The sequence below is a fragment of the Sphingomonas sp. CBMAI 2297 genome (assembly GCF_029870595.1).
Classification (GTDB): Bacteria; Pseudomonadota; Alphaproteobacteria; order Sphingomonadales; family Sphingomonadaceae; genus Sphingomonas.
The window spans coordinates 1-19,002 of sequence record NZ_JAPDIR010000020.1; the positions used below are offsets into that span (position 1 = coordinate 1).

Annotated in this window: 22 protein-coding genes; 9 read left to right on the forward strand and 13 right to left on the reverse strand. The window is 67.7% G+C overall.

The genetic code is table 11. The features are described 5' to 3' along the window. Positions 1-344 precede the first annotated feature (344 nt). The 3 genes from OMP43_RS20410 to OMP43_RS20420 all read left to right on the forward strand — a co-directional run bounded on the left by OMP43_RS20410 (position 345) and on the right by OMP43_RS20420 (position 2,783). Positions 345-1,235 (forward strand): SDR family NAD(P)-dependent oxidoreductase, encoded by an 891-nt coding sequence (locus OMP43_RS20410; RefSeq protein WP_280281391.1) that lies wholly within the window; start codon positions 345-347, stop codon positions 1,233-1,235. Then, positions 1,232-1,606 (forward strand): hypothetical protein, encoded by a 375-nt coding sequence (locus tag OMP43_RS20415; protein WP_280281392.1) that lies wholly within the window; start codon positions 1,232-1,234, stop codon positions 1,604-1,606. Before OMP43_RS20410 ends, OMP43_RS20415 begins: the two co-directional genes overlap by 4 nt. 67 nt (positions 1,607-1,673) lie before the next feature. Beyond that, entirely contained in the window at positions 1,674-2,783 is a 1,110-nt protein-coding gene (locus tag OMP43_RS20420; protein ID WP_280281393.1) for a hypothetical protein, read from the forward strand. 96 nt (positions 2,784-2,879) lie between these two features. Here OMP43_RS20420 and OMP43_RS20425 read toward each other — a convergent pair whose 3' ends face one another. Further along, positions 2,880-3,770 (reverse strand): EamA family transporter, encoded by an 891-nt coding sequence (locus OMP43_RS20425; RefSeq protein ID WP_280281394.1) that lies wholly within the window; start codon positions 3,768-3,770, stop codon positions 2,880-2,882. A gap of 116 nt (positions 3,771-3,886) precedes the next feature. Between OMP43_RS20425 and OMP43_RS20430 the strand changes: the two genes are divergently transcribed. Beyond that, the gene (locus OMP43_RS20430) at positions 3,887-4,369 is read left to right on the forward strand and encodes an Lrp/AsnC family transcriptional regulator (RefSeq protein WP_280281395.1); all 483 of its coding nucleotides are present in this window, start codon (positions 3,887-3,889) and stop codon (positions 4,367-4,369) included. A gap of 28 nt (positions 4,370-4,397) precedes the next feature. Here the strand turns inward: OMP43_RS20430 and OMP43_RS20435 are convergent, their stop codons facing one another. The 3 genes from OMP43_RS20435 to epsC all read right to left on the reverse strand — a co-directional run bounded on the left by OMP43_RS20435 (position 4,398) and on the right by epsC (position 6,097). After that, positions 4,398-4,826: a GFA family protein gene (locus OMP43_RS20435; protein ID WP_280281396.1), complete on the reverse strand. Its 429-nt coding sequence runs from the start codon at positions 4,824-4,826 to the stop codon at positions 4,398-4,400. Between the two features lie 242 nt (positions 4,827-5,068). After that, positions 5,069-5,407 (reverse strand): DUF2794 domain-containing protein, encoded by a 339-nt coding sequence (locus OMP43_RS20440; RefSeq protein WP_280281397.1) that lies wholly within the window; start codon positions 5,405-5,407, stop codon positions 5,069-5,071. After that, a complete protein-coding gene (gene epsC, locus OMP43_RS20445) occupies positions 5,408-6,097 on the reverse strand; it encodes a serine O-acetyltransferase EpsC (RefSeq protein WP_280281398.1) in 690 nt (229 codons plus the stop codon). Between the two features lie 154 nt (positions 6,098-6,251). Between epsC and OMP43_RS20450 the strand changes: the two genes are divergently transcribed. The 5 genes from OMP43_RS20450 (at position 6,252) to OMP43_RS20470 (ending at position 10,876) form a co-directional block, all read left to right on the forward strand. Beyond that, positions 6,252-7,016, forward strand: a complete 765-nt coding sequence (locus tag OMP43_RS20450; RefSeq protein WP_280281399.1) for a sulfite exporter TauE/SafE family protein — start codon at positions 6,252-6,254, stop codon at positions 7,014-7,016. An 88-nt stretch (positions 7,017-7,104) separates the two neighbouring features. Continuing rightward, positions 7,105-7,287, forward strand: a complete 183-nt coding sequence (locus tag OMP43_RS20455; protein WP_280281400.1) for a hypothetical protein — start codon at positions 7,105-7,107, stop codon at positions 7,285-7,287. Positions 7,288-7,581: 294 nt separating this feature from the next. After that, positions 7,582-8,145: an alkyl hydroperoxide reductase subunit C gene (ahpC, locus tag OMP43_RS20460; RefSeq protein WP_280281401.1), complete on the forward strand. Its 564-nt coding sequence runs from the start codon at positions 7,582-7,584 to the stop codon at positions 8,143-8,145. A 108-nt stretch (positions 8,146-8,253) separates the two neighbouring features. Beyond that, positions 8,254-9,831: an alkyl hydroperoxide reductase subunit F gene (gene ahpF, locus OMP43_RS20465; protein WP_280281402.1), complete on the forward strand. Its 1,578-nt coding sequence runs from the start codon at positions 8,254-8,256 to the stop codon at positions 9,829-9,831. Positions 9,832-9,970: 139 nt separating this feature from the next. Beyond that, positions 9,971-10,876: a hydrogen peroxide-inducible genes activator gene (locus OMP43_RS20470; RefSeq protein ID WP_280281403.1), complete on the forward strand. Its 906-nt coding sequence runs from the start codon at positions 9,971-9,973 to the stop codon at positions 10,874-10,876. Positions 10,877-10,931: 55 nt separating this feature from the next. Here OMP43_RS20470 and OMP43_RS20475 read toward each other — a convergent pair whose 3' ends face one another. The 9 genes from OMP43_RS20475 to OMP43_RS20515 form a co-directional block, all read right to left on the reverse strand. Further along, positions 10,932-11,186 (reverse strand): type II toxin-antitoxin system RelE/ParE family toxin, encoded by a 255-nt coding sequence (locus tag OMP43_RS20475; RefSeq protein WP_348538620.1) that lies wholly within the window; start codon positions 11,184-11,186, stop codon positions 10,932-10,934. Then, positions 11,183-11,449: an addiction module antitoxin gene (locus tag OMP43_RS20480; RefSeq protein WP_280281404.1), complete on the reverse strand. Its 267-nt coding sequence runs from the start codon at positions 11,447-11,449 to the stop codon at positions 11,183-11,185. The genes OMP43_RS20475 and OMP43_RS20480 overlap by 4 nt, the downstream gene beginning before the upstream one ends. 32 nt (positions 11,450-11,481) lie before the next feature. Beyond that, positions 11,482-11,919 (reverse strand): molybdenum cofactor biosynthesis protein MoaE, encoded by a 438-nt coding sequence (locus tag OMP43_RS20485; RefSeq protein ID WP_280281405.1) that lies wholly within the window; start codon positions 11,917-11,919, stop codon positions 11,482-11,484. Then, positions 11,916-12,167: a molybdopterin converting factor subunit 1 gene (gene moaD, locus OMP43_RS20490; RefSeq protein ID WP_280281406.1), complete on the reverse strand. Its 252-nt coding sequence runs from the start codon at positions 12,165-12,167 to the stop codon at positions 11,916-11,918. Before moaD ends, OMP43_RS20485 begins: the two co-directional genes overlap by 4 nt. Next, on the reverse strand, positions 12,167-12,718 hold the full coding sequence (gene pgsA, locus OMP43_RS20495; protein WP_280281407.1) for a CDP-diacylglycerol--glycerol-3-phosphate 3-phosphatidyltransferase: 552 nt from the start codon (positions 12,716-12,718) through the stop codon (positions 12,167-12,169). The genes moaD and pgsA overlap by 1 nt, the downstream gene beginning before the upstream one ends. 142 nt (positions 12,719-12,860) lie before the next feature. Then, positions 12,861-14,882, reverse strand: a complete 2,022-nt coding sequence (locus OMP43_RS20500; RefSeq protein WP_280281408.1) for a glycoside hydrolase family 97 protein — start codon at positions 14,880-14,882, stop codon at positions 12,861-12,863. A gap of 23 nt (positions 14,883-14,905) precedes the next feature. Next, positions 14,906-15,940 (reverse strand): cupin-like domain-containing protein, encoded by a 1,035-nt coding sequence (locus OMP43_RS20505; protein ID WP_280281409.1) that lies wholly within the window; start codon positions 15,938-15,940, stop codon positions 14,906-14,908. Beyond that, on the reverse strand, positions 15,933-17,387 hold the full coding sequence (locus tag OMP43_RS20510; protein WP_280281410.1) for a tryptophan 7-halogenase: 1,455 nt from the start codon (positions 17,385-17,387) through the stop codon (positions 15,933-15,935). The genes OMP43_RS20505 and OMP43_RS20510 overlap by 8 nt, the downstream gene beginning before the upstream one ends. After that, a complete protein-coding gene (locus OMP43_RS20515) occupies positions 17,384-18,949 on the reverse strand; it encodes a tryptophan 7-halogenase (protein WP_280281411.1) in 1,566 nt (521 codons plus the stop codon). The genes OMP43_RS20510 and OMP43_RS20515 overlap by 4 nt, the downstream gene beginning before the upstream one ends. Positions 18,950-19,002: the final 53 nt, after the last annotated feature.

Below are 19,002 nucleotides of genomic sequence, written 5' to 3' on the forward strand. Positions count from 1 at the left end.
GCCCCGGATGCGCCCGCGGCTCCGGACGCGGCGACGGCTCCCACCCCGCCCGCGCCGCCGGCCCCTCCGGCAGCGGCTCCGGCGCCACCGCCGCCCGAGGCCGCCGCGCCGATGCCTTCGGATCCAAAGAGCTATCCGCGCTGCTCCAAGACCATCAAGGATCATTGCCGCCAGTCGCGGTAAGAGAGGTGGTGCGGCCCTTGCGGCCGCCCCTTTCCATCACCCCGGCCGCCCATTGCCGTCATTCCGGCGCAAGCCGGGATGACGGATGCTGTTGCGAGATGACGGTTATTGTTGCGGCGTGACGGTTGTGGCTAAGGTCGCTCCAGCATCGGGAGAGACCAATGACCATCGACTTCAAGGACCGCGTCGCCATCGTCACCGGCGCGGGGGGCGGCCTGGGCCGCGCCTATGCGCTCGAACTGGCGAAGCGCGGGGCGAAGCTGGTGATCAACGACCTGGGCGGCGCCCGTGACGGCACCGGCCATTCGGATGCGGCGCTCAAGGTAGTCGAGGAAATCGAGGCGCTGGGCGGCGAGGCGATGTCGAACGGCGGCAGCGTGACCGATTACGATCATATGGTCGCGATGGTCGAGGCGGCTAAGGCCAGATGGGGCCGGATCGACATCCTGATCAACAATGCCGGCGTGCTGCGCGACAAGAGCTTCGTCAACATGGAGCCCGCCGATTTCCGCTTCGTGGTCGACGTCCATCTGATCGGCTCGGCCAATTGCACCAAGGCAGTGTGGCAGACGATGCGCGACCAGAATTACGGCCGCATCCTGATGACGGCCTCCTCCACCGGCCTGTTCGGGAACTTCGGCCAGGCGAATTATGGCGCGGCCAAGCTCGGCCTGGCCGGGCTGACCAAGACGCTCTACCTCGAAGGCGCCAAATACGGGATCAAGGTCAACACGATCGCGCCGGTGGCGGGGACGCGGATGACCGAGGACCTGTTCCCCGAGGAAGCCTTCAAGGCCTTCGCTCCCGAGAATGTCGCCCCCGCCGCGCTGTTCCTCGTCTCCGAGGACGCGCCGACCAACCAGATCGTCGGCGCGGGCGGCGGCGTGGTCCAGGCCGCCTATGTGACGCTGACCCAGGGCGCCAGGCTCGAGGCGCTGACGCCCGAGGCGGTGCAGGCGCAATGGGCGCAGATCACCGACCGGACCGGTGAGATCGTGCCGGGCTCGGGCGCGGAGCAGACCATGCTGATCCTGGGGAAGCTGCAGAAATGAGCATGCGGGCCGCGCTCGCCGGGGCGCTCCTGGCGGTCGCGCCGAATGCCGCACCCGCACGGGACATGCGCGCGGGCGAGGCAATGCCGGCTTCGATCCTGTTCCTCGACCTGCACGGTGCCACGCCCTTCCAATTCTGGATCGACGACAGGCTGGTCTTCGATGGGAAATTTCCCGCGGACAGCCCATCCACCGGCCTTACCGCCACGCTCCACCGGGTCGTTGCCGCGGGATCGCATCGCTTCCGGCTGCGCGCGGGCACGCTCGACGTGACGCGGAAGCTCGACATCGACGGCAAGCATCACATTGTGGTGGTCAGCAAAGTGCCTGGCCGCGAGATCGAAGTGACCGACCAGATGATGCTCGACTGATAACTGACTCACCGTGTTGCATCACTAATACACATATGGTAGAACCTCCCCACAGGAGGAAACTGCCATGTACAGCGAAAGCGATCTGGCCAGTGCCGTGGAAGCGGGGGCGCTTTCCCCCGCCGCCGCCAATGCGCTGCGCAACTATGTCGCCGAGCGCCGATCGGCGCCCGCGGTGGACGAAGAGCATTTCAAGCTGCTCACCGGCTTCAACGACATCTTCGTGGCGATCGCCGCCGCGCTGATCCTGGTCGCCGCGGCGCGTATCGGCGCCTATTTCGGAGTGATGCTGATCGGCACGGGGCCGGAGGAGCGCGTCGTCGGCGGCAACATGATCGGCGGGGGCTTCGCCGTCGCCGCGACGAGCTGGATGCTCGCCGAATATTTCACCGCGCGCCGCCGCATGGCGCTCCCCTCGATCCTGCTGCTGCTCGGCTTCACCGGCGGCGTCGCGGCGGGCCTCTCGGGCATCTTCGCCGCCAATATCCCCTGGATCGAGGAGCAGATGCACCTCGCCAGCGACCCGCAGAAGCAGCAGCTGGCCGGCGGCGTCGCCGCGGTGGTGGGCCTGCTCACCGCTGCCGCCACCTGGATCCACTGGAAGCGCTTCATGGTGCCGATCACCGTGGCGGCCGGCGCGCTGGCGCTGGTCGGTGTCGGCGTCTCGCTGGTGCTCGCCTTCGCGCCTCAGGCCAAGGACTGGGTGAACGAGATGCTGCTCGTCGCGGGCGTGGCGATGTTCTTCTTCGCGATGCGCTGGGACATGAGCGACCTGGAGCGCCGCACCCGCCGCTCGGACGTGGCCTTCTGGCTGCACCTCGCCGCCGCACCGCTGATCGCGCACCCGGTGTTCCACATGCTCGGCGTGTTCGATGGCGAGGTGACCGGGCCGACCGCGGCGATCGTGATCGCGCTCTATCTGGTCTTCGCCTTCGTGGCGCTGGCGGTCGACCGCCGCGCGCTGCTCGTCTCCAGCCTCATCTATGTCCTCTGGGCAATGTATGCGCTGTTCCAGGCGACCGGCGCGGTCGAGCTGGCGGCGGCGCTCACCGCGCTGGTGATCGGATCGGCGCTGCTGCTGCTCTCGGCCTTCTGGCAGCCGGTGCGCCGCCGGGTCGTCGGCCTGCTCGGCGGGCTCGAGGAGCGGCTGCCGCCCACCCAGATCGTGACGGCCTGATCCTGACATAGGCCTTCACGCGGAGAGCAAGGTCCCCAGCCCGGCTTTCCAAACCCTGCCCCTCCCGCGCGCCCGGCGCGGGAGGGTTTTTCCCGTCTAGGGCTGCTCGATCGCCGCGCCGGGCCGGGCGCTGATCGCGGTGCCGATCGAGGAGACGACGATCAGAAAGACCGCGAGCCACTGGGTGCCGGTGAGCACTTCGCCCAGCAGCAGCAACCCCATCAGCGCGCCCACCGCGGGCTCGGCGCTGAGCAGGGTGCCGAAACTGTTGGCCGGCAGCCGCGGCAGCGCGATCATCTCGAGCGCATAGGGGATGGCGCTGGAGACGATGCCGACGAGCAGGCCGAGCATCAGCGCCTCGGGCCGCAGCAGCGCCGCGCCGGCATGCGCCACGCCGATGGGGAGAGCCAGGAGCGCCGCGATCAGCATGCCTCCGGCCGCGGCGGCGGGGCCGTGCGCCTGGCCGGCATGGCGGCCGGTGAGGATATAGCCCGCCCAGCAGGCGCCGGCGATCAGCGCGAGCACGACGCCGCGCCAGTCGAGATGCGCCGCGCCCTTCCAGACCGGCAGGAGCAGCAACAGGCCAAATACCGCGATCCCGATCCACAGAAAGTCGATCCGCCGGCGCGAAGTAAGCACCGCGACCGCAAGCGGGCCGGTGAACTCGATCGCGATGGCGATGCCGAGCGGAATATAGGCCAGGGCCTTGTAGAAGCTGAGGTTCATCACCCCGAGCACCAGGCCGTAGCCCAGCAGCGAGCGCCAGCCGGCATCGAGCCGCAATCGCCACGGCCGGAAGATCGCCGAGAGGATCACGGCGGCGACGACCAGGCGCAGCGCGGTGGCCCCTTCCGCGCCGACCAGCGGGAAGAGTTGCTTGGCGAAGGTCGCGCCGATGGTCACCGAGAACATCGACAGAAACAGTGCGCCGATGCCGAATGCATCGAGGCGCGAGGAAATAGGCCGCAGGGCGGCGACGCTGCTCATCGGGCGGTACTCGAACTGGATGTGGAAGGAACGCCCCGAGAGATAGGGGTTTCCGTCGATAAGAGCGGTTTATTTTTGCGGTTATGCGATAAACTTTATCGACCTATGCTGCCGCGATGACGAAGATTGAATCGCTCGATTCGTTCGACCTGAAGCTGCTCGAACTGCTTCAGGTCGATGTGCAGCAGCCGGTGGCGATACTGGCGGAGAAGGTCGGCCTTTCCGCCCCCGCCTGCTATCGCCGCATCCGCCGGCTGCGCGAGACCGGCGTGATCGAGCGCGAGATCGCCGTGGTGCGGCCCAGGACGCTGGGCTGGCCGCTGTCGATGATCGTGCTGGTGACGCTGGAGCGCGAGAATGCCAACACGGTGGCGGAGATGTTCGAGATCTTCCGCGCCGAGCCCGAAGTGATGGAGGCCTGGAACGTCACCGGCGACCATGACTTCGCGGTGCGGGTCATCGCGCGCGACATGGAAAGCTATGACGACCTGGTCCGCCGGCTGTTCTCGGCCGACGAGCGCGTGCGGACCTTCGAGACTCTGGTGGTGATCCGCGAGACCGGAGGCATGAGTCCGATCCCGGCGGCCTGGGAGCGCTGATCCGGGCGATCGCCGAAAGCGCGCGACGTCAGGTGCCGCTGACCCCGGCCTTCGCCATCACCTCGGCTCCGGTCATCCGCTCGCGCTCGCCGGCAAAGTCGTAATAGTCCGGCTTCTCGTCGATGAAGATCTCCTCGGCCAGGTCATGGCCTTGCAGGTCGTCGAACAGGCCGGCCTGGAAGGAATAGCCCGATTGCGGCTTGTAGAAATAGAAGAGATGCGTGCCGCACGTCCGGCAGAAGCCGCGCTCCGCCCAATCGGAGGACGGATAGCGCACGATGTGCTCGGCGCCCTCGATCTCGGGGTCGGGCACCAGCCTGAGCGACAAGGCGGGGCCGCCGCCCCAGCGCCGGCACATCCCGCAATGGCAGGCACCGATATGCGGCTCGGACGGCGCGACCCGCACCTGCACCGCACCGCACAGGCATTGGCCTTCGAGCTTCACGCCATTCGTCACGACAATCCCCTTTCGATTGGCTCGCCGGCATAGCGCGGCGCGGAGGGCCCGGCCATCCCGCAAGTGGGCGTCTGCGACATCCTTATCCGTCACCCCGACCCAGTACCGGGTGAGAGCCCAAACAAGCCCTCGAAGCTACCTCCGTCATCCCCGCGCAGGCGGGGATGACGGAGGAGAAGTGGGGATAACGGAGGAGAATGCGGGAGGACGATGGAGAATATTGGCCCCCGGCCTCCAGCCCCTCACTCCCCGACCAGCTTCATCAGCCGCCGCTCGACCGGGGCGAGCACCGGGCCCAGTTCGTGCCCGCGTTTCAGGATCATGCCGCTCTCGTTGACCAGCGCCCACATGCCCTGGCGGTTGCGCAGCGCGGGGCGCTTCTCGATCCGGTATTCCGGGCGCTCGGCGGCGCGGCGGAAAGCGGCGAAGATCGCGGCATCGGTATCGAAGTTCATCGCATAGTCGCGCCAATGCCCGGCGGCGACCATGCGGCCGTAGAGATCGAGAATGCGCGTGAGTTCCGGGCGCTCGAAGCCGACCTGGCCGGGACGTCCGATAGGGAGCGGGGTTACGGTACCCATCTAGGCGCTGTCGCGCTGCTCCCCTTGCTCGCGGCGCTCGGCCAGCACGGCATCGAGCCGCTTGCGCATCGCCTCCAGCTCGCAGCGCATGATCTCGAGCTTCTGGGTCTGCGGATCGAACAGCTCGCTGCAGGGCGTGCCATAGGGCACGAAATCCTTCTGCCACTTCTGCGCCTCGACCAGCGTGGGCTTGGCCGGAATGCCGACCATCACGGCGCCCTCGGGCACGTCGCGGGTGACCACGGCATTGGCGCCGATGCGGGCGCGTTCCCCCACGATGATCGGCCCCAGCACCTGGGCGCCGGAGCCCAGGATCGCGCCGTTGCGGATGGTCGGGTGGCGCTTGCCGCCCACGCCATTGTCCGGGCTGGTGCCGCCCAGGGTGACGCACTGGTAGATGGTCACGTCGTCGCCGATCTCCGCCGTCTCGCCGATCACGACGAAGCCATGGTCGATGAAGAAGTTGCGGCCGATCTTCGCGCCGGGATGGATGTCGATCGCGGTGACGAAGCGCGACCAGTGGTTGACGACGCGGGCGAGGAAGAACAGGCGGTTGCGGAACAGCGCGTGCGCGATCCGGTGATAGGCGAGCGCCCACACGCCCGGATAGAGCAGGATCTCGGCATGGCTGCGCGGCGCGGGATCGCGGGCGCGGATGGAATCTAGATACGCCTTAAGACGCTGGAACATGGCCGGTTCCCCTTTGCCGCGTCCATTTAGTGCATGATCCCTCCGATTTCCAGAACGGCCCATCCCAGGCTTTGCCGCGCTAAACACTATGTATCTTGTTGGAACGCGTCGCGGCCGTCATCCATTCCGTCCCGGCCCAAACTTCAAGGTGCGAATGATCTTTGGAATCGACCTTTCCGCCCTGCTGCCGTTCATTGCCGTGGGCTTCGCCGCCCAGATGGTGGACGGCGCGCTGGGGATGGCGTTCGGAGTGATCAACTCCACGCTGCTGGTGAGCGTGATGGGCGTCCCGCCCGCCCAGGCATCGGCGATGGTGCACACCGTCGAGACCTTCACCACCGCCGCTTCGGGCGCTAGCCATATCTGGCACAAGAACGTGAACTGGAAGCTGTTCGGCCGGCTGCTGATCCCCGGCGTGATCGGCGGCGTGCTGGGCGCCTATGTGCTGAGCAACATCGACGCGTCGATCGCCCGCCCCTTCGTCATGACCTATCTCGCCTCGATCGGCGTCTACCTGCTCTACCGCGCCTGGCGCGGCAAGGTGGAGCCGCGCGAGCCCAAGATCATCGAGCCGCTGGGCCTGGCCGGCGGCTTCCTCGACGCGGCCGGCGGCGGCGGCTGGGGCCCGGTGGTGACGAGCAACCTGCTCGTCCAGGGCGCCAGCCCGCGCACCACGATCGGCACGGTGAACACAGTGGAGTTCTTCCTCACCGCCACCGTCTCGGCCGCGTTCATCGCCACGCTGGGCTGGGCCGCGTTCTCGCTGCATACCGTGGGCATATTGATCGGCGGACTGATTGCGGCGCCGTTCGGCGGGCTCTTGGCGAAACGCGTCCCCACCCGCGCGCTGATGACGCTGGTGGGCACGCTGCTGACCGTCACCAGCGCCTATTCGGTGTACGTCGCGCTCACCCGCTGAACGGCGCGCGCCGGACTTTACGTGATCCTTATGCCCAAGCGCGCTTTCCCTATCGAAGCTTAATGCCCGGCCAGCCCATATCTCGGCCATGTTGGACCGTAGCAAAGCGCGCCGCCGCGCACGCATCCGGCGCCTGGGCGCCTATGAGGGCCCGTGGCAGCGGCGCTGGACCAGGATCGTCGACTGGCTCGGCGCGCGCCGCCCGCTCGACCTTATCCTGGGATGCATGATCCTGATCACGGTGATCTCGATGATCGCCCGGTCGATCTGATTTCGGGCAGGGCCGTCGCGGCTCGGCTTCCGGCACGCCGCGCAAGGACTGGCCTTCATATCTTGCAGCGCAGCAGGCTTGCCCCTGTAAGCCGCGTTGCCGCCCCGTGTGAAGAACCAGGTGTGGCGGCCATAGCTGCACGGCATTGCAGATAAATTACTCAATCAATCATTAGGTCGCAATTGATCGATTAAAGCGATCATCGCGAACGGGCTTTCCAATTTCACATTGCGCCGCAGCAGCTCTATCTCGCTGTTGCAACAACAACCCCCCGTTCTGGAGGAATACCAAGCAATGGCTCTCATCGGCAGCACCATCAAGCCGTTCACCGCCCAGGCCTATAAGGAAGGCAAGTTCGTGACCGTCACGGACGCGGACACGAAGGGCAAGTGGGCGGTGTTCTTCTTCTACCCGGCGGACTTCACCTTCGTGTGCCCGACCGAGCTCGAGGACCTGGCGGACATCTATCCGCAGCTCCAGAAGATGGGCGTCGAGGTGTATTCGGTGTCGACCGACACCCATTTCAGCCACAAGGCCTGGCACGACACCTCGCCCGCGATCGGCAAGATCAACTATTACATGCTGGGCGACCAGAACCACGTCCTGTCGACCAATTTCGACGTGCTTCGTGAGGGCCAGGGCCTGGCCGATCGCGGCACCTTCGTCGTCGATCCGGAAGGCGTGATCCAGCTGGTCGAGGTCACCAGCGAGGGCGTCGGCCGCAACGCGACCGAGCTGCTCCGCAAGATCAAGGCCGCGCAGTACATCGCCGCGCATCCGGGCGAAGTCTGCCCCGCCAAGTGGGAAGAGGGCGCCGAGACGCTGGCGCCGTCGCTCGACCTGGTCGGCAAGATCTGATCCCCCAGGCGCCTGCCAGCCCCCTTGCGGGCGCCACCATGCGGCCCGGGACGAACACCATCCCTCGTCCCGGGCCGTTTTGTATCCGAATTCTGTGGAGTTTCCGCCATGCTCGACGCCAACCTGACCCAGCAGCTCAAGGGCTATCTCGCGAATATCCGTGAACCCATCGAGCTGGTCGCCTCGCTGGGCGACGATGCCAAGTCGCGCGAGCTGGCGGAGCTGCTGGGCGAGATCGCCGCGCTTTCGGACAAGGTGACGGTGGTCCGCACCGGCGACGATGCGCGCAAGCCCAGCTTCCAGATCCGCCGCACCGGCACCGATGTCGCGGTGGCCTTTGCCGGCATCCCGATGGGGCATGAATTCACGTCGCTGGTGCTCGCATTGCTCCAGGTCGGCGGCCATCCGAGCAAGGCGGCGCAGGAGCTGATCGAGCAGGTGCGGAACCTGGACGGCGACTTCGCCTTCGAGACCTATTTCTCGCTCTCCTGCCAGAACTGCCCGGACGTGGTGCAGGCACTCAACCTGATGGCGGTGCTCAACCCGCGCATCACCCATGTCTCGATCGACGGCGGGCTGTTCCCGGCCGAGGTGGAGGCGCGCAAGGTGATGGCGGTGCCCAGCGTGTTCCTGAACGGCGAGCCCTTTGCCAGCGGCCGGATGGAGCTGGAGCAGATCGTCGCGAAGATCGACACGGGCGCCGCCAGGCGCACCGCGGCGAAGATCGCGGCGAAGGAGCCGTTCGAGGTGCTGGTGGTCGGCGGCGGCCCCGCCGGCGCGGCGGCGGCGATCTATGCCGCGCGCAAGGGCATTCGCACCGGCATCGCCGCCGAGCGTTTCGGCGGCCAGGTGCTCGACACCATGTCGATCGAGAATTTCATCTCGGTACCGCATACCGAGGGGCCGAAGCTCGCCGCGCATCTGGAGCAGCACGTCAAGGACTATGACGTCGATATCATGAACCACCAGCGCGCCGCGAAGCTGGTGCCGGCGCGCCAGGAAGGCGGGCTGCACGAAGTGGTGCTGGAAAGCGGCGCGAGCCTGCATGCCCGCACCGTGATCCTCTCCACCGGCGCGCGCTGGCGGACGATGGGCGTGCCCGGCGAGGAGGAATATCGCAACAAGGGCGTGACTTATTGCCCGCACTGCGACGGCCCGTTGTTCAAGGGCAAGCGCGTGGCGGTGATCGGCGGCGGCAATTCGGGCGTCGAGGCGGCGATCGACCTGGCCGGGCTGGTCGCGCATGTGACGCTGATCGAATATGACAGCCAGCTGCGGGCCGACGCGGTGCTGCAGCGCAAGCTCGGCAGCCTGCCGAACGTGAAGGTGATCACCTCGGCGCTGACCACGGCGGTGGAAGGCGATGGCGAGAAACTCACCAGCCTGACCTACAAGGATCGCAGCCACGGCACCGAGCACCAGATCGAGCTCGAGGGCATCTTCGTGCAGATCGGCCTGGTGCCGAATACCGAGTGGCTGAAGGACGCGATCGCGCTGTCCAACCGCGGCGAGATCGAGATCGATGCGCGCGGCGAGACTTCGCAGCCGGGCATCTTCGCGGCGGGCGACTGCACCACCGTGCCCTACAAGCAGATCGTGATCGCGATGGGCGCGGGCTCGACGGCGGCGCTCTCGGCATTCGACTACATGATCCGCCTGCCGGACGAGCTGAGCGAGGCGGCCTGACCTCTTTCCGTCATCCCCGCGCAGGCGGGGATCCAGGGTTTGCAGCTACTGCGCCCTTGGCTCCGGCCCCCGCTTGCGCGGGGATGACGATTGAGAGGAAATCACTATATAAGCCAGAAATCATCGATACAGGCGATCAATGGCGCAGACCACCTATCTCCCGACGCTCAAGCAGCTCCAGTATCTCGTTGCGCTCAAGGATCATGGCCATTTCGGCCGCGCGGCGGAGAGCTGCTACGTCACCCAGTCGACACTCTCCGCCGGCATCCGCGAGCTGGAGACGCTGATCGGCGTGGTGCTGGTCGAGCGGACGCGGCGCGTGGTGCGCTTCACGCCCCTGGGCGAGCGCATCGTCGAGAAGGCGCGGCGGGTGCTGCGCGAGGCGGACGAGCTGGGCGACCTGGCCCGCGCCGCGGGACGGCCGCTCTCCGGCGAGATGCGGATGAGCGTGATCCCCACCATCGCTCCCTTCCTGCTGCCGCGCATCCTGCCCAAGCTGCGCCGCGACTATCCGGATCTGAAGCTCTATCTGCGCGAGGAGACCAGCGGCCAGGCCTGTGAAGGGCTGCACCATGGCCGGACCGACTGCGTGCTGCTCGCCTTGCCCTATGCGTGCGGGGACGTGGAAACGGCGTCGCTGTTCGACGACCGGCTGTTCGTTGCCTTTCCGGAAGGCGAGATGGATCCCAGCGCCTCGATCCACCCGGCCGAGATCGACGAGACGCGGCTGCTGATGCTCGAGGACGGCCACTGCCTGAAGGAACATGCGCTGGCCGCCTGCAACCGCCCGGAGCTGCGCGCCGAGGCGACGATGCTCGGCACCTCGCTCCACACGATGGTGCAGATGGTCGACAATGGGCTGGGCGTGACGATGCTGCCCGAGATGGCGGTGGATTCCGGCATCCTAGACCATACCCAGGTCACGGCGCGGCCGCTCGAGGCGGAGAATGCGTCGCGGCGGATCGCGCTGGTGTGGCGCAAGGCATCGCCCCGCGAGCGCGACTTCCGGTTGCTGGCGGACGTGCTGGCCGAGGCGCGGCCTTAGGGCGAGAATGCCGCCCGGACCGTGTCCGCCTGTTCCATGCGCTCGTGGAGGACGGTTACAATGCCAACCGTGCCGCCCCCATCGCTCTCCAATAGATGAAATGCCGTTCGTAACGGCAGTAATAGCCTTCGACGCCAAGCCATGCGGGGATTGGCCGCCATGGGAGACCACGCGCGGCAATTGCCTCGAAACGCGCGATCAGTCCGTCCAGATAGATGCCAGCTTGTCGTTCGCCCCATCGCGCATGCGTATAGTCCAATATCTCGTCGATACGCGCATTGGCCTCATCGGAGACCGTATAGGGGTTCATCCCTGCCAGCGGCGACGGGCGCGCGCGAGAACTTCCTCGCGATCGAAGGGCTTGTAGCTGCTATCCGGCTGGGCGAACGCCCGCTGCAGCTCCGCCTTGAGGGCTTCGAGCTTCTCGCGCTCGGCCCGATCCAGATCGCGGCGGATCAGATCCCGAACATATTCGCTGACATTCTCGTAGCTGCCATCCTCGCCGACATTGGCGGCAACGAACTCGCTCAGCCTGCCGCTGACGCGCACGTTCAGGTTCATCGGCTTGGTCATAGCGTAAAGATAAGCTGTAATATCCTGTATATCTATCGCCAGTGCGCCGCCGCCGCCGCGTCGCTTTCCCGCGCCTCCACCCAGCGCGCCGCGTCCCCCTGCCATTCGCGCTTCCAGAAGGGCGCATCGGTCTTGAGCCGGTCGATCAGGAACGCGCAGGCTTCCAGCGCCTCGCGGCGATGCGCGGCGGCGGTGCCGATGAAGACGATGCGCTCGCCCACTTCCATGCGGCCGACACGGTGGAGGATGGTCACGCCGAGCAGGTTCCAGCGCTCCATCGCCGCCTCGGCCAGGGTGCACAGCGCGTCCTCGGTCATGCCGGGATAATGCTCCAGCTCCAGCGCCGTCACGCCGCCATCGCCGCGGACCACGCCGGTGAAGCTCGCCACGCCGCCCGCGCCGCGTTCCTCGAGCGCAGCCAGCTCCAGCGCCAGCTCGATCGGCGCGGGATCGATCGAGACGCGGATCATCCGCCCGTCACCGGCGGGAAGAGCGCGACTTCCCGCGCATCGCCGAGCGGCGCGTCGAGGGGAACGAAGCGCTGGTCGATCGCGGCGCGGAGCCGCGCGGGATCGGCAAGGGCGGCGGCATGGCCGGGGCTGCGGGCGGCCAGCCAGGCGACGAGATCGGTGACGGTGCGGACCGTCTCGGGCGGATCGACGGATTCATGCCCCACGCCCACCGCCTCGCGGACCCAGGCGAAGTAGAGCAGGTCCATCAGCTGTCCATGTGCCGCAGGCCGACACGGAGATAGTCCCAGCCGGTGATCAGCGTGAGCGCGGCGGCGAGCCAGAAGGCGGCGAGCGCGGTGTCCCACAGCCAGGCGAAGGGCAGCGCCCCGGCAAGGATCAGTCCGCCCAGCGCGACGAGCTGGAGCGTGGTCTTCCACTTGGCGAGACGCGAGACGGGCAGCGAGACCTGGATGCCGCCCAGGAACTCGCGCAGGCCCGACACGGCGATCTCGCGCACCAGGATCACCAGCGCGGGGATCAGGTGGAGATCGGTGATCACGCCGCGCCCGGCGAGGATCAACAGCACCGCGGCGACCATGATCTTGTCGGCGATCGGATCGAGGAACACGCCGAGCTTGGAGACCGTCCCCTGCGCCCGGGCGAGATAGCCGTCGAAATAGTCGGTGATGCCCATCAGGCAGTAGAGCGCGAAGGCGATGCCATAGCCAAGCCGCCATTCCGGCCACCAGAGGAACGCTGCGAGGAGCGGAACCGCGAGGATGCGCGAGAGCGTCAGGATATTGGGCAGCGTCAGCATCGGGCATGCTGTACCACCCCACTTACCCTTCCGTCATCCCCGCGCAGGCGGGGATCCAGGGTAACAGAGAGATGCCCTGCCTTTCTCTGGATCCCCGGTTGTGCGGGAACGACGGGAGGATATTGGGCCGGCCGGTGAGACGCTATTTCAGCAGCTTGAAGCGGATCGCCTGCCCGCCCCCCGGCGCAAGATCGAGATCGAGCGTGTCGGCGCTGCTCACCACTCGCTTCTCGATCGCATAGGCGACCGGGTTCTTCACATAATCGGCATCGGAGGCGTCACGATAGATCTGCGCCTCGTATTTCCGCCCCGGCGCGAGGAAATCGAGCTTCACAGGCAGCTTGCGCGCCATCTCGTCGGTGATCGCGCCGAGATACCAGTCGCCGCCGCCGCGCGGCTGGCGGGCGACCACGACATAGTCGCCGATCTCCGACGCCAGCGTCCGCGTCGTCTCCCAGTCGGTCGGCACGTCGAGGATGAACTGGAAGGCGTCGCGATGCTTCTCGTAATTCTCGGGCAGGTCCGCCGCCATGTGGATCGGCGAATAGAGCACGACATATTCGGCCAGCTGCGCCGCGAGCGTCGACTGGTTGCGCTCGGTCAGCAGCGTCTTGCCATGTTCGAGATCGAAGATGCCCGGGGTGAAGTCCATCGGCCCGCCGAGCATGCGAGTGAAGGGCAGGATCGTCAGATGCTCGGGCGGGTTGGTCGGGCGGCCCCAGGCGTTGAATTCCTGGCCGCGCGCGCCTTCGCGGCTCACCCAGTTCGGCCAGGTGCGGCGCAGGCCCGTGTCCTTGACCGGCTCGTGCGTGTCCATGACGATGTGGCGCTTCGCCGCAGCCTCGATCACCTTGAGGTGGTGCCGGACCATGAACTGGCCGGCGAACCACTCCTTGCCGCCTTCGCGATCGAGGATGTCGCCCGAATGGCGGACATAGCCGGTCTTCACCGCCGGCACCCCGACCCTGGCGTAGAGATCGAGCGCGTCGTCGAGCTGGTCCTCATAGTTCACCACCGCGCCGGCGGTCTCGTGATGGCCGATCAGATGGACGCCCTTCGACTTCGCATAGGCCGACAGCATCGGCAGGTCGAAATCGGGATAGGATTTGGTGAAGCTGAACTTTTCGCCGTTATCGATCCATTCGCCGTCCCAGCCCTGGTTCCAGCCTTCGACCAGCACGCCGTCGAACCCGTATTTCGCGGCGAAATCGATGTAGCGCTTCACATTGTCGTTGTTGGCGCCGTGGGTCGGCCCGCTGCCCCAGGTGGTGCGGTTGAGGTGCATCTCCCACCAGACGCCGACATATTTGCCGGGCTTGAACCATTTGCCGATGTCCGGGAGCTTGCTCGGCTCGTTGAGGTTCAGCTCGATGCGGCTGTCCGCCAGCGCGCCCGGCGTGGTGCCGATCAACAGGGTGCGCCAGGGCGTGGTGAAGGGCCCGGTCTTCTTCGCGCCGACGCCGTCCGGCCAGGGCATCAGCCAGGCGGTGAGCCCGCCCGCGCCATCGCCCTGGAGCAGCATGCTCGGGAAATCGACCAGCGCGGCTTCGTGGAACGACAGATAGAGCCCGTTGTCGCCCTTCAGTGTCAGCGGCGTCTCGGCCAGCGTGATCCGGCGCGCGTCGGTCTGGGTATAGAGATATTCGTCACGCTCCTGGCCCAGGCCCTGATACCACCAGGCCTGATACGCGCCCTTCGTCCTGAACTGGGTGCGATCCGCCATGACGCTCACCTGCTGGCCATCGGCGATGCCGGCATAGGCATAGCGAAAGCCGATCCCGTCGTCGAAGATGCGGAAGGTGACCTGCATCGCCCGGTTCAGCGCGGTGTCGCCCGCGATCGTCACGGCGAGCTCGCTATGATGGTCACGGATCAGGCGCTGCTCGCCCCAGGGCTGCTCCCAGCTGGTGTCCGAAGCGGCGCGGCGGGCATCGGTGATCGCCGTATAGCGCGCCTGGGGCTCGCCGGCGAAGCTGAGGCCGAGATTCGAAGGCGCGATTACAAGCTGGTCACCGCGCCTGACTTCGTAGCGCGCCGCCCCATCTTCGACCGAGACACAGACTTCGAGCACCTTGCCCGGCGACTGGGCGCATTCGCGGCTCCCGGCAAAGGCAGTGCCGGGCAGCGCGAGCGCGAGGAGCGTGACGAGGGTGCGAGAGGTCATCCGGTTTCTTTCCTGTGGGGAGATCATGACTTGAGGAATGCGGCGCGCAGGCGCTGGCGGAGCGCGGCGCGTTCGCTCGCGCGCATCTCGCCGAGCGGCCCGCGCTGGGAGGGCGGGATATGCACGGCACCGTCCTCGGCGAAGACATGGGTTTCGAACATCGCCCGCCAATAACCGCGCTCGGCGGGCGGCAGCCGGCGATAGGCCAGCAGCGCGGCGAGAAAGACGTCGTGCGGCTGCTCGACGCCCATGGCATCGTCGCCCCACCAATAGTTCACCATCGCGTTGAACGGGCTCAGCGAGGTGACGTGGTGCCACCAGTAGCGCGGCAGGAAGAGCGCATCGCCGGGATCGAGAAACGCAACCCGCGCCGTGGCCAGCGCATCGGCGAAGCGCGGGAAGCGGGCGAGATCGGGTGCCTCGGGATCGACCAGCGAGAGCGGCGGCGGATTGTCGAGCGGGCCGACATAGAGGTTCGCCACCTGGTCCGGCGGGAAGAGCAGGAAGCGCCGCCGCCCCGCCAGCACGCAGGCGAGGTTGTGGTCGCGATCATTGTGCGTCCGGGTGTGGACCGGGCCACCGACCCACAGGCGCGGCGCGACGTCCACCGGGAGCAGCGGCATCGGATTCTGCGCGACGAAATCGGGCATCTGCACCGCCAGCGGCAGCATCTGGACCGCGACATGGGGCGCATTCTCTTCGCCGGCGAGGCGCAGGATCCGGTCGAGCGCATCGCTCAGCCGGGCGCTGCGGCGCGTGAAGTTGAACTCGCGCAGGTCGATGCCATAGCCGAACTTGCCCAGGGTGCGCGCCGGCGCCTCCATCACCGGCACCGGCGCGCCGCGATCCAGCCCCTTGAGATAGGCGGGCAGTTGCCCCGCCTGCCCGGCGGCCAGCGCCGGCCAATGCGCGAACAGGCCTTTCAGGACGATGGGCACGCCAGCGGCGATCAGGTCGGCCAGCCCGGCAGCCGGCGGCGCGGCGCGGGCCGAGACGCGCGGCAGACCATCGATCAGACCCGGCTCGGCGGCGGCGGCACGGCGGAGCGGCTCAGCCATGGGCAAGCCCGGCGAGATATTCCTCCTGGGTCGGCTGGCGCAGCACCTGCTCGCGCACGAAGCCGAGCATGCGGCGGAACTGGGCCTTCATTTCCTCGGGCGGCACCTGGTCGATCGCGGGCGGCCAGCTTTCGGGCTGCACGCCATGGCCGAGGAAGAGCGCCCGCCAGCTGTCGGGCGGCAGATTCTCCTCCTCGAACGGCGCGAGCTCGGCCCGGGCCCGAAACAGCGCCACGGCGTGGGCAAGATCGGGCGAGACCGTGCCGCCGCGCGCGGCATCCCAAAAGGGGCCGGCATATCGGGCAAGCGCATAATGCGCGGACTGGAAATCGCGGATGCGGTCCAGCGCCGCGGTGGCCACGCGATTATATTCGTCGCGCTCGGCGGCGAAGCCGGTACGGGCAGGGAAGTTGGCGAGCAGTTGCACCAACCCGGCCTGAAAGCCGAGCAGGTCGACGCCGTGCACCGGATCGAAGCTGGCGCCGAGCGTGACGACATTGCCGCGCCAGGGCAGGATCGGGCGGCCCGGAACCACCGGCCGAACCACCGCATCCGCGAGGGGCAGGCCCGATGCCGCAGCGGCAGCCGCGAATGCCTCGGCATCGTCGCCATGGGTGCTCGACCAGCCATGGGTGACGAAAGTCGCCGGCCGGCCGGGGTGCAGCGCCGTCCATCCGGCGGGACCGGCACGGCACTCGGCATAGACCGGGATGCTCGCGAAGGGCCGCGCCACAGCGGCGAGCACGCGATCCACGGGAAAATAGTCCCGCCAGCTCAGGAAATTGTCGCCCTGCGGCAGCGCCCCGCCGGCATCGACCAGGAGATCGGCCGTCAGCCGGCGCCCCCCGTCCAGGTCGAGCGCCGCAACTGCCCCCTCCCCCGACACCGCCGTGACCGAGACGGCCGGATGGACGACCACGCCGTGGCGATCCGCCACGTCGCGCAGCATCCGGGCATAGGGAATGGCCGGCAGGTGATAGCCATAGTCGCAGCGGCCGTAGATCTCGCTCTCTTCGTCGGGCAGCATCAGCCGGCCCTGGCGCGCGGCGGCGGCGGTGAGCGAGAAATCGTCCAGGGGCACGCCCAGGCCATGGGCCCGCGCCTTCACCCAATAAGCGAAGAAGTCCCGCCCGCCGATCTGGGTGCCCGCCGAGCCATAGGCATGGAGGAAGCCGGGCCAGGTACCGGCAATATCCGTGAAGTTCCGGCCGAGCGTGAGGCTGCCGCCCGTCACCCGGAGCAGCATGGCCTCGTCGATGCGAAGCTGGTTGTGCAGCGCCTCCAGTGCCGGGAAGGTCGCATGGGCATCCGCCGGCGCGAGCGCGCTGGGCAGCTCCACTGCCTCCACCCGCACGCCCGAAGCGCCGAGCCCGCGCGCCAGCGCGGCGGCGGCGAGCCAGAGCGGAGCGTCGCGGCCCATGACGATCACGGTGAACGGCCGGCTCATGCCACCACCGCCTTGTCGTCCGCGGAACCGCGCGCGGCGGAGCAATAGCCATGGATGAACTCGGCATGCGCCGGCAGGGCGGCGGCATTGGTGGCGATGCGCTCCCGCAGATCCGCCAGGCGCTCGGCCACTTCGTCGAGCGGCGCGCGATCGGCCAGCCGGTCATGGGCCTGGGGCAGTATCCCCTGCCCCATCAGCACCGCCAACCAGCTGTCGCGCGAGAACAGGCCGAGCTTGTAGTCCGGCGCGCGGCCGCTCGAGCGGAACAGCGCGATCTTGTGCGCCAGGCTGTCCGGCAGCGCCATGTTGCGCACATGATCCCAGAGCGGTTCCCCATGGCGCGCATTGGCCGTGTAGTGCAGCACCAGGAAATCGCGGGTGCGATCGTAATGGATCGCGAACAGCCGGTTGAACTCGGCCGCCAGGCGCGGATCGGGCGGGCCGCCGCCGGGCGCGGGCATCAGATTGGCAAGGTCGGTGACCGCGGCCTGGATCAGGAAGATGCTGGTCGATTCCAGCGGCTCGAGAAAGCCCGACGACAATCCGATCGCGACGACATTCCCTTCCCAGCCCCGCGCCCGGCGGCCGGCCTGGAAGCGGAGCAGCCGGGGATCGGCGAGCGGCGCGCCGTCGATCGCGCCCAGGACCGTCGCGCGCGCCTGCTCCTCCGAACAGAAGCTGCTCGAGAAGACATAGCCGTTGCCGATGCGGTGCTGCAGCGGGATGCGCCAGGTCCAGCCGCCGGCCTGGGCGGTGGAACGGGTGAAAGGCGTGATGCCCGCCACGCTGGCGCAGGGCACGGCCATGGCGCGGTCGCAGGGGAGCCATGCGCTCCAGTCGTGCCAGGCGACGCCCATGGCCTGGCCGAGCAGCAGCGAGCGGAAGCCCGAGCAGTCGATGAACAGGTCGCCTTCGATCCGCGCGCCGGACTGGAGCGCGACGCTCTCCACCAAGCCGCTTTCGGCATGGCGGGCGACGTCGACGATCCTGCCCTCGATCCGCCGCACGCCGCGCCGGGTCGCCCAGCCGCGCAGATATTCGGCATAGAGGCCGGCATCGAAATGATAGGCATAGGAGAAGGTGGAGCGGATCGAGCGCGGGTCCTCGTTGGGAAGGTCGAACACGCCTTCGCGGCACATCGCCACGGCGAAGCTATGGTCGAACCAGTCGCCGACATCATGGCCGGCGGCCCGGGCGCGCAGCCAATGGTGCTGGAAGTCGATGCCGCCCCAACGCTCGCCGAAGCTGCCAAAGGGATGGACATAGCGGCCGCCGGGCCTGTCCCAGCCGACGAACTCGATGCCGAGCTTGAAGCTGCCCTGGGTGGCGCGCATGAACTCGGCCTCGTCGAGCCCGAGCATCGCGTTGAACTCGCGGATATGCGGCAGCGTGGCTTCGCCCACACCAACCGTGCCGATCTCGTCGGACTCGATCAGCGTCAGCGCATAATTGGTCTGCGGCAGCAGGCGCGTAAGGCCGGCCGCGCACATCCAGCCCGCGGTCCCGCCGCCGACGATGACGACGCGCAGCGGCGCCGGGGATGGGTTCGACCTGGGTTGCATGACACCCGCTCGTGAAATGGAAAAACTGGCGCCGCCGGGAATGAAGGGTACCG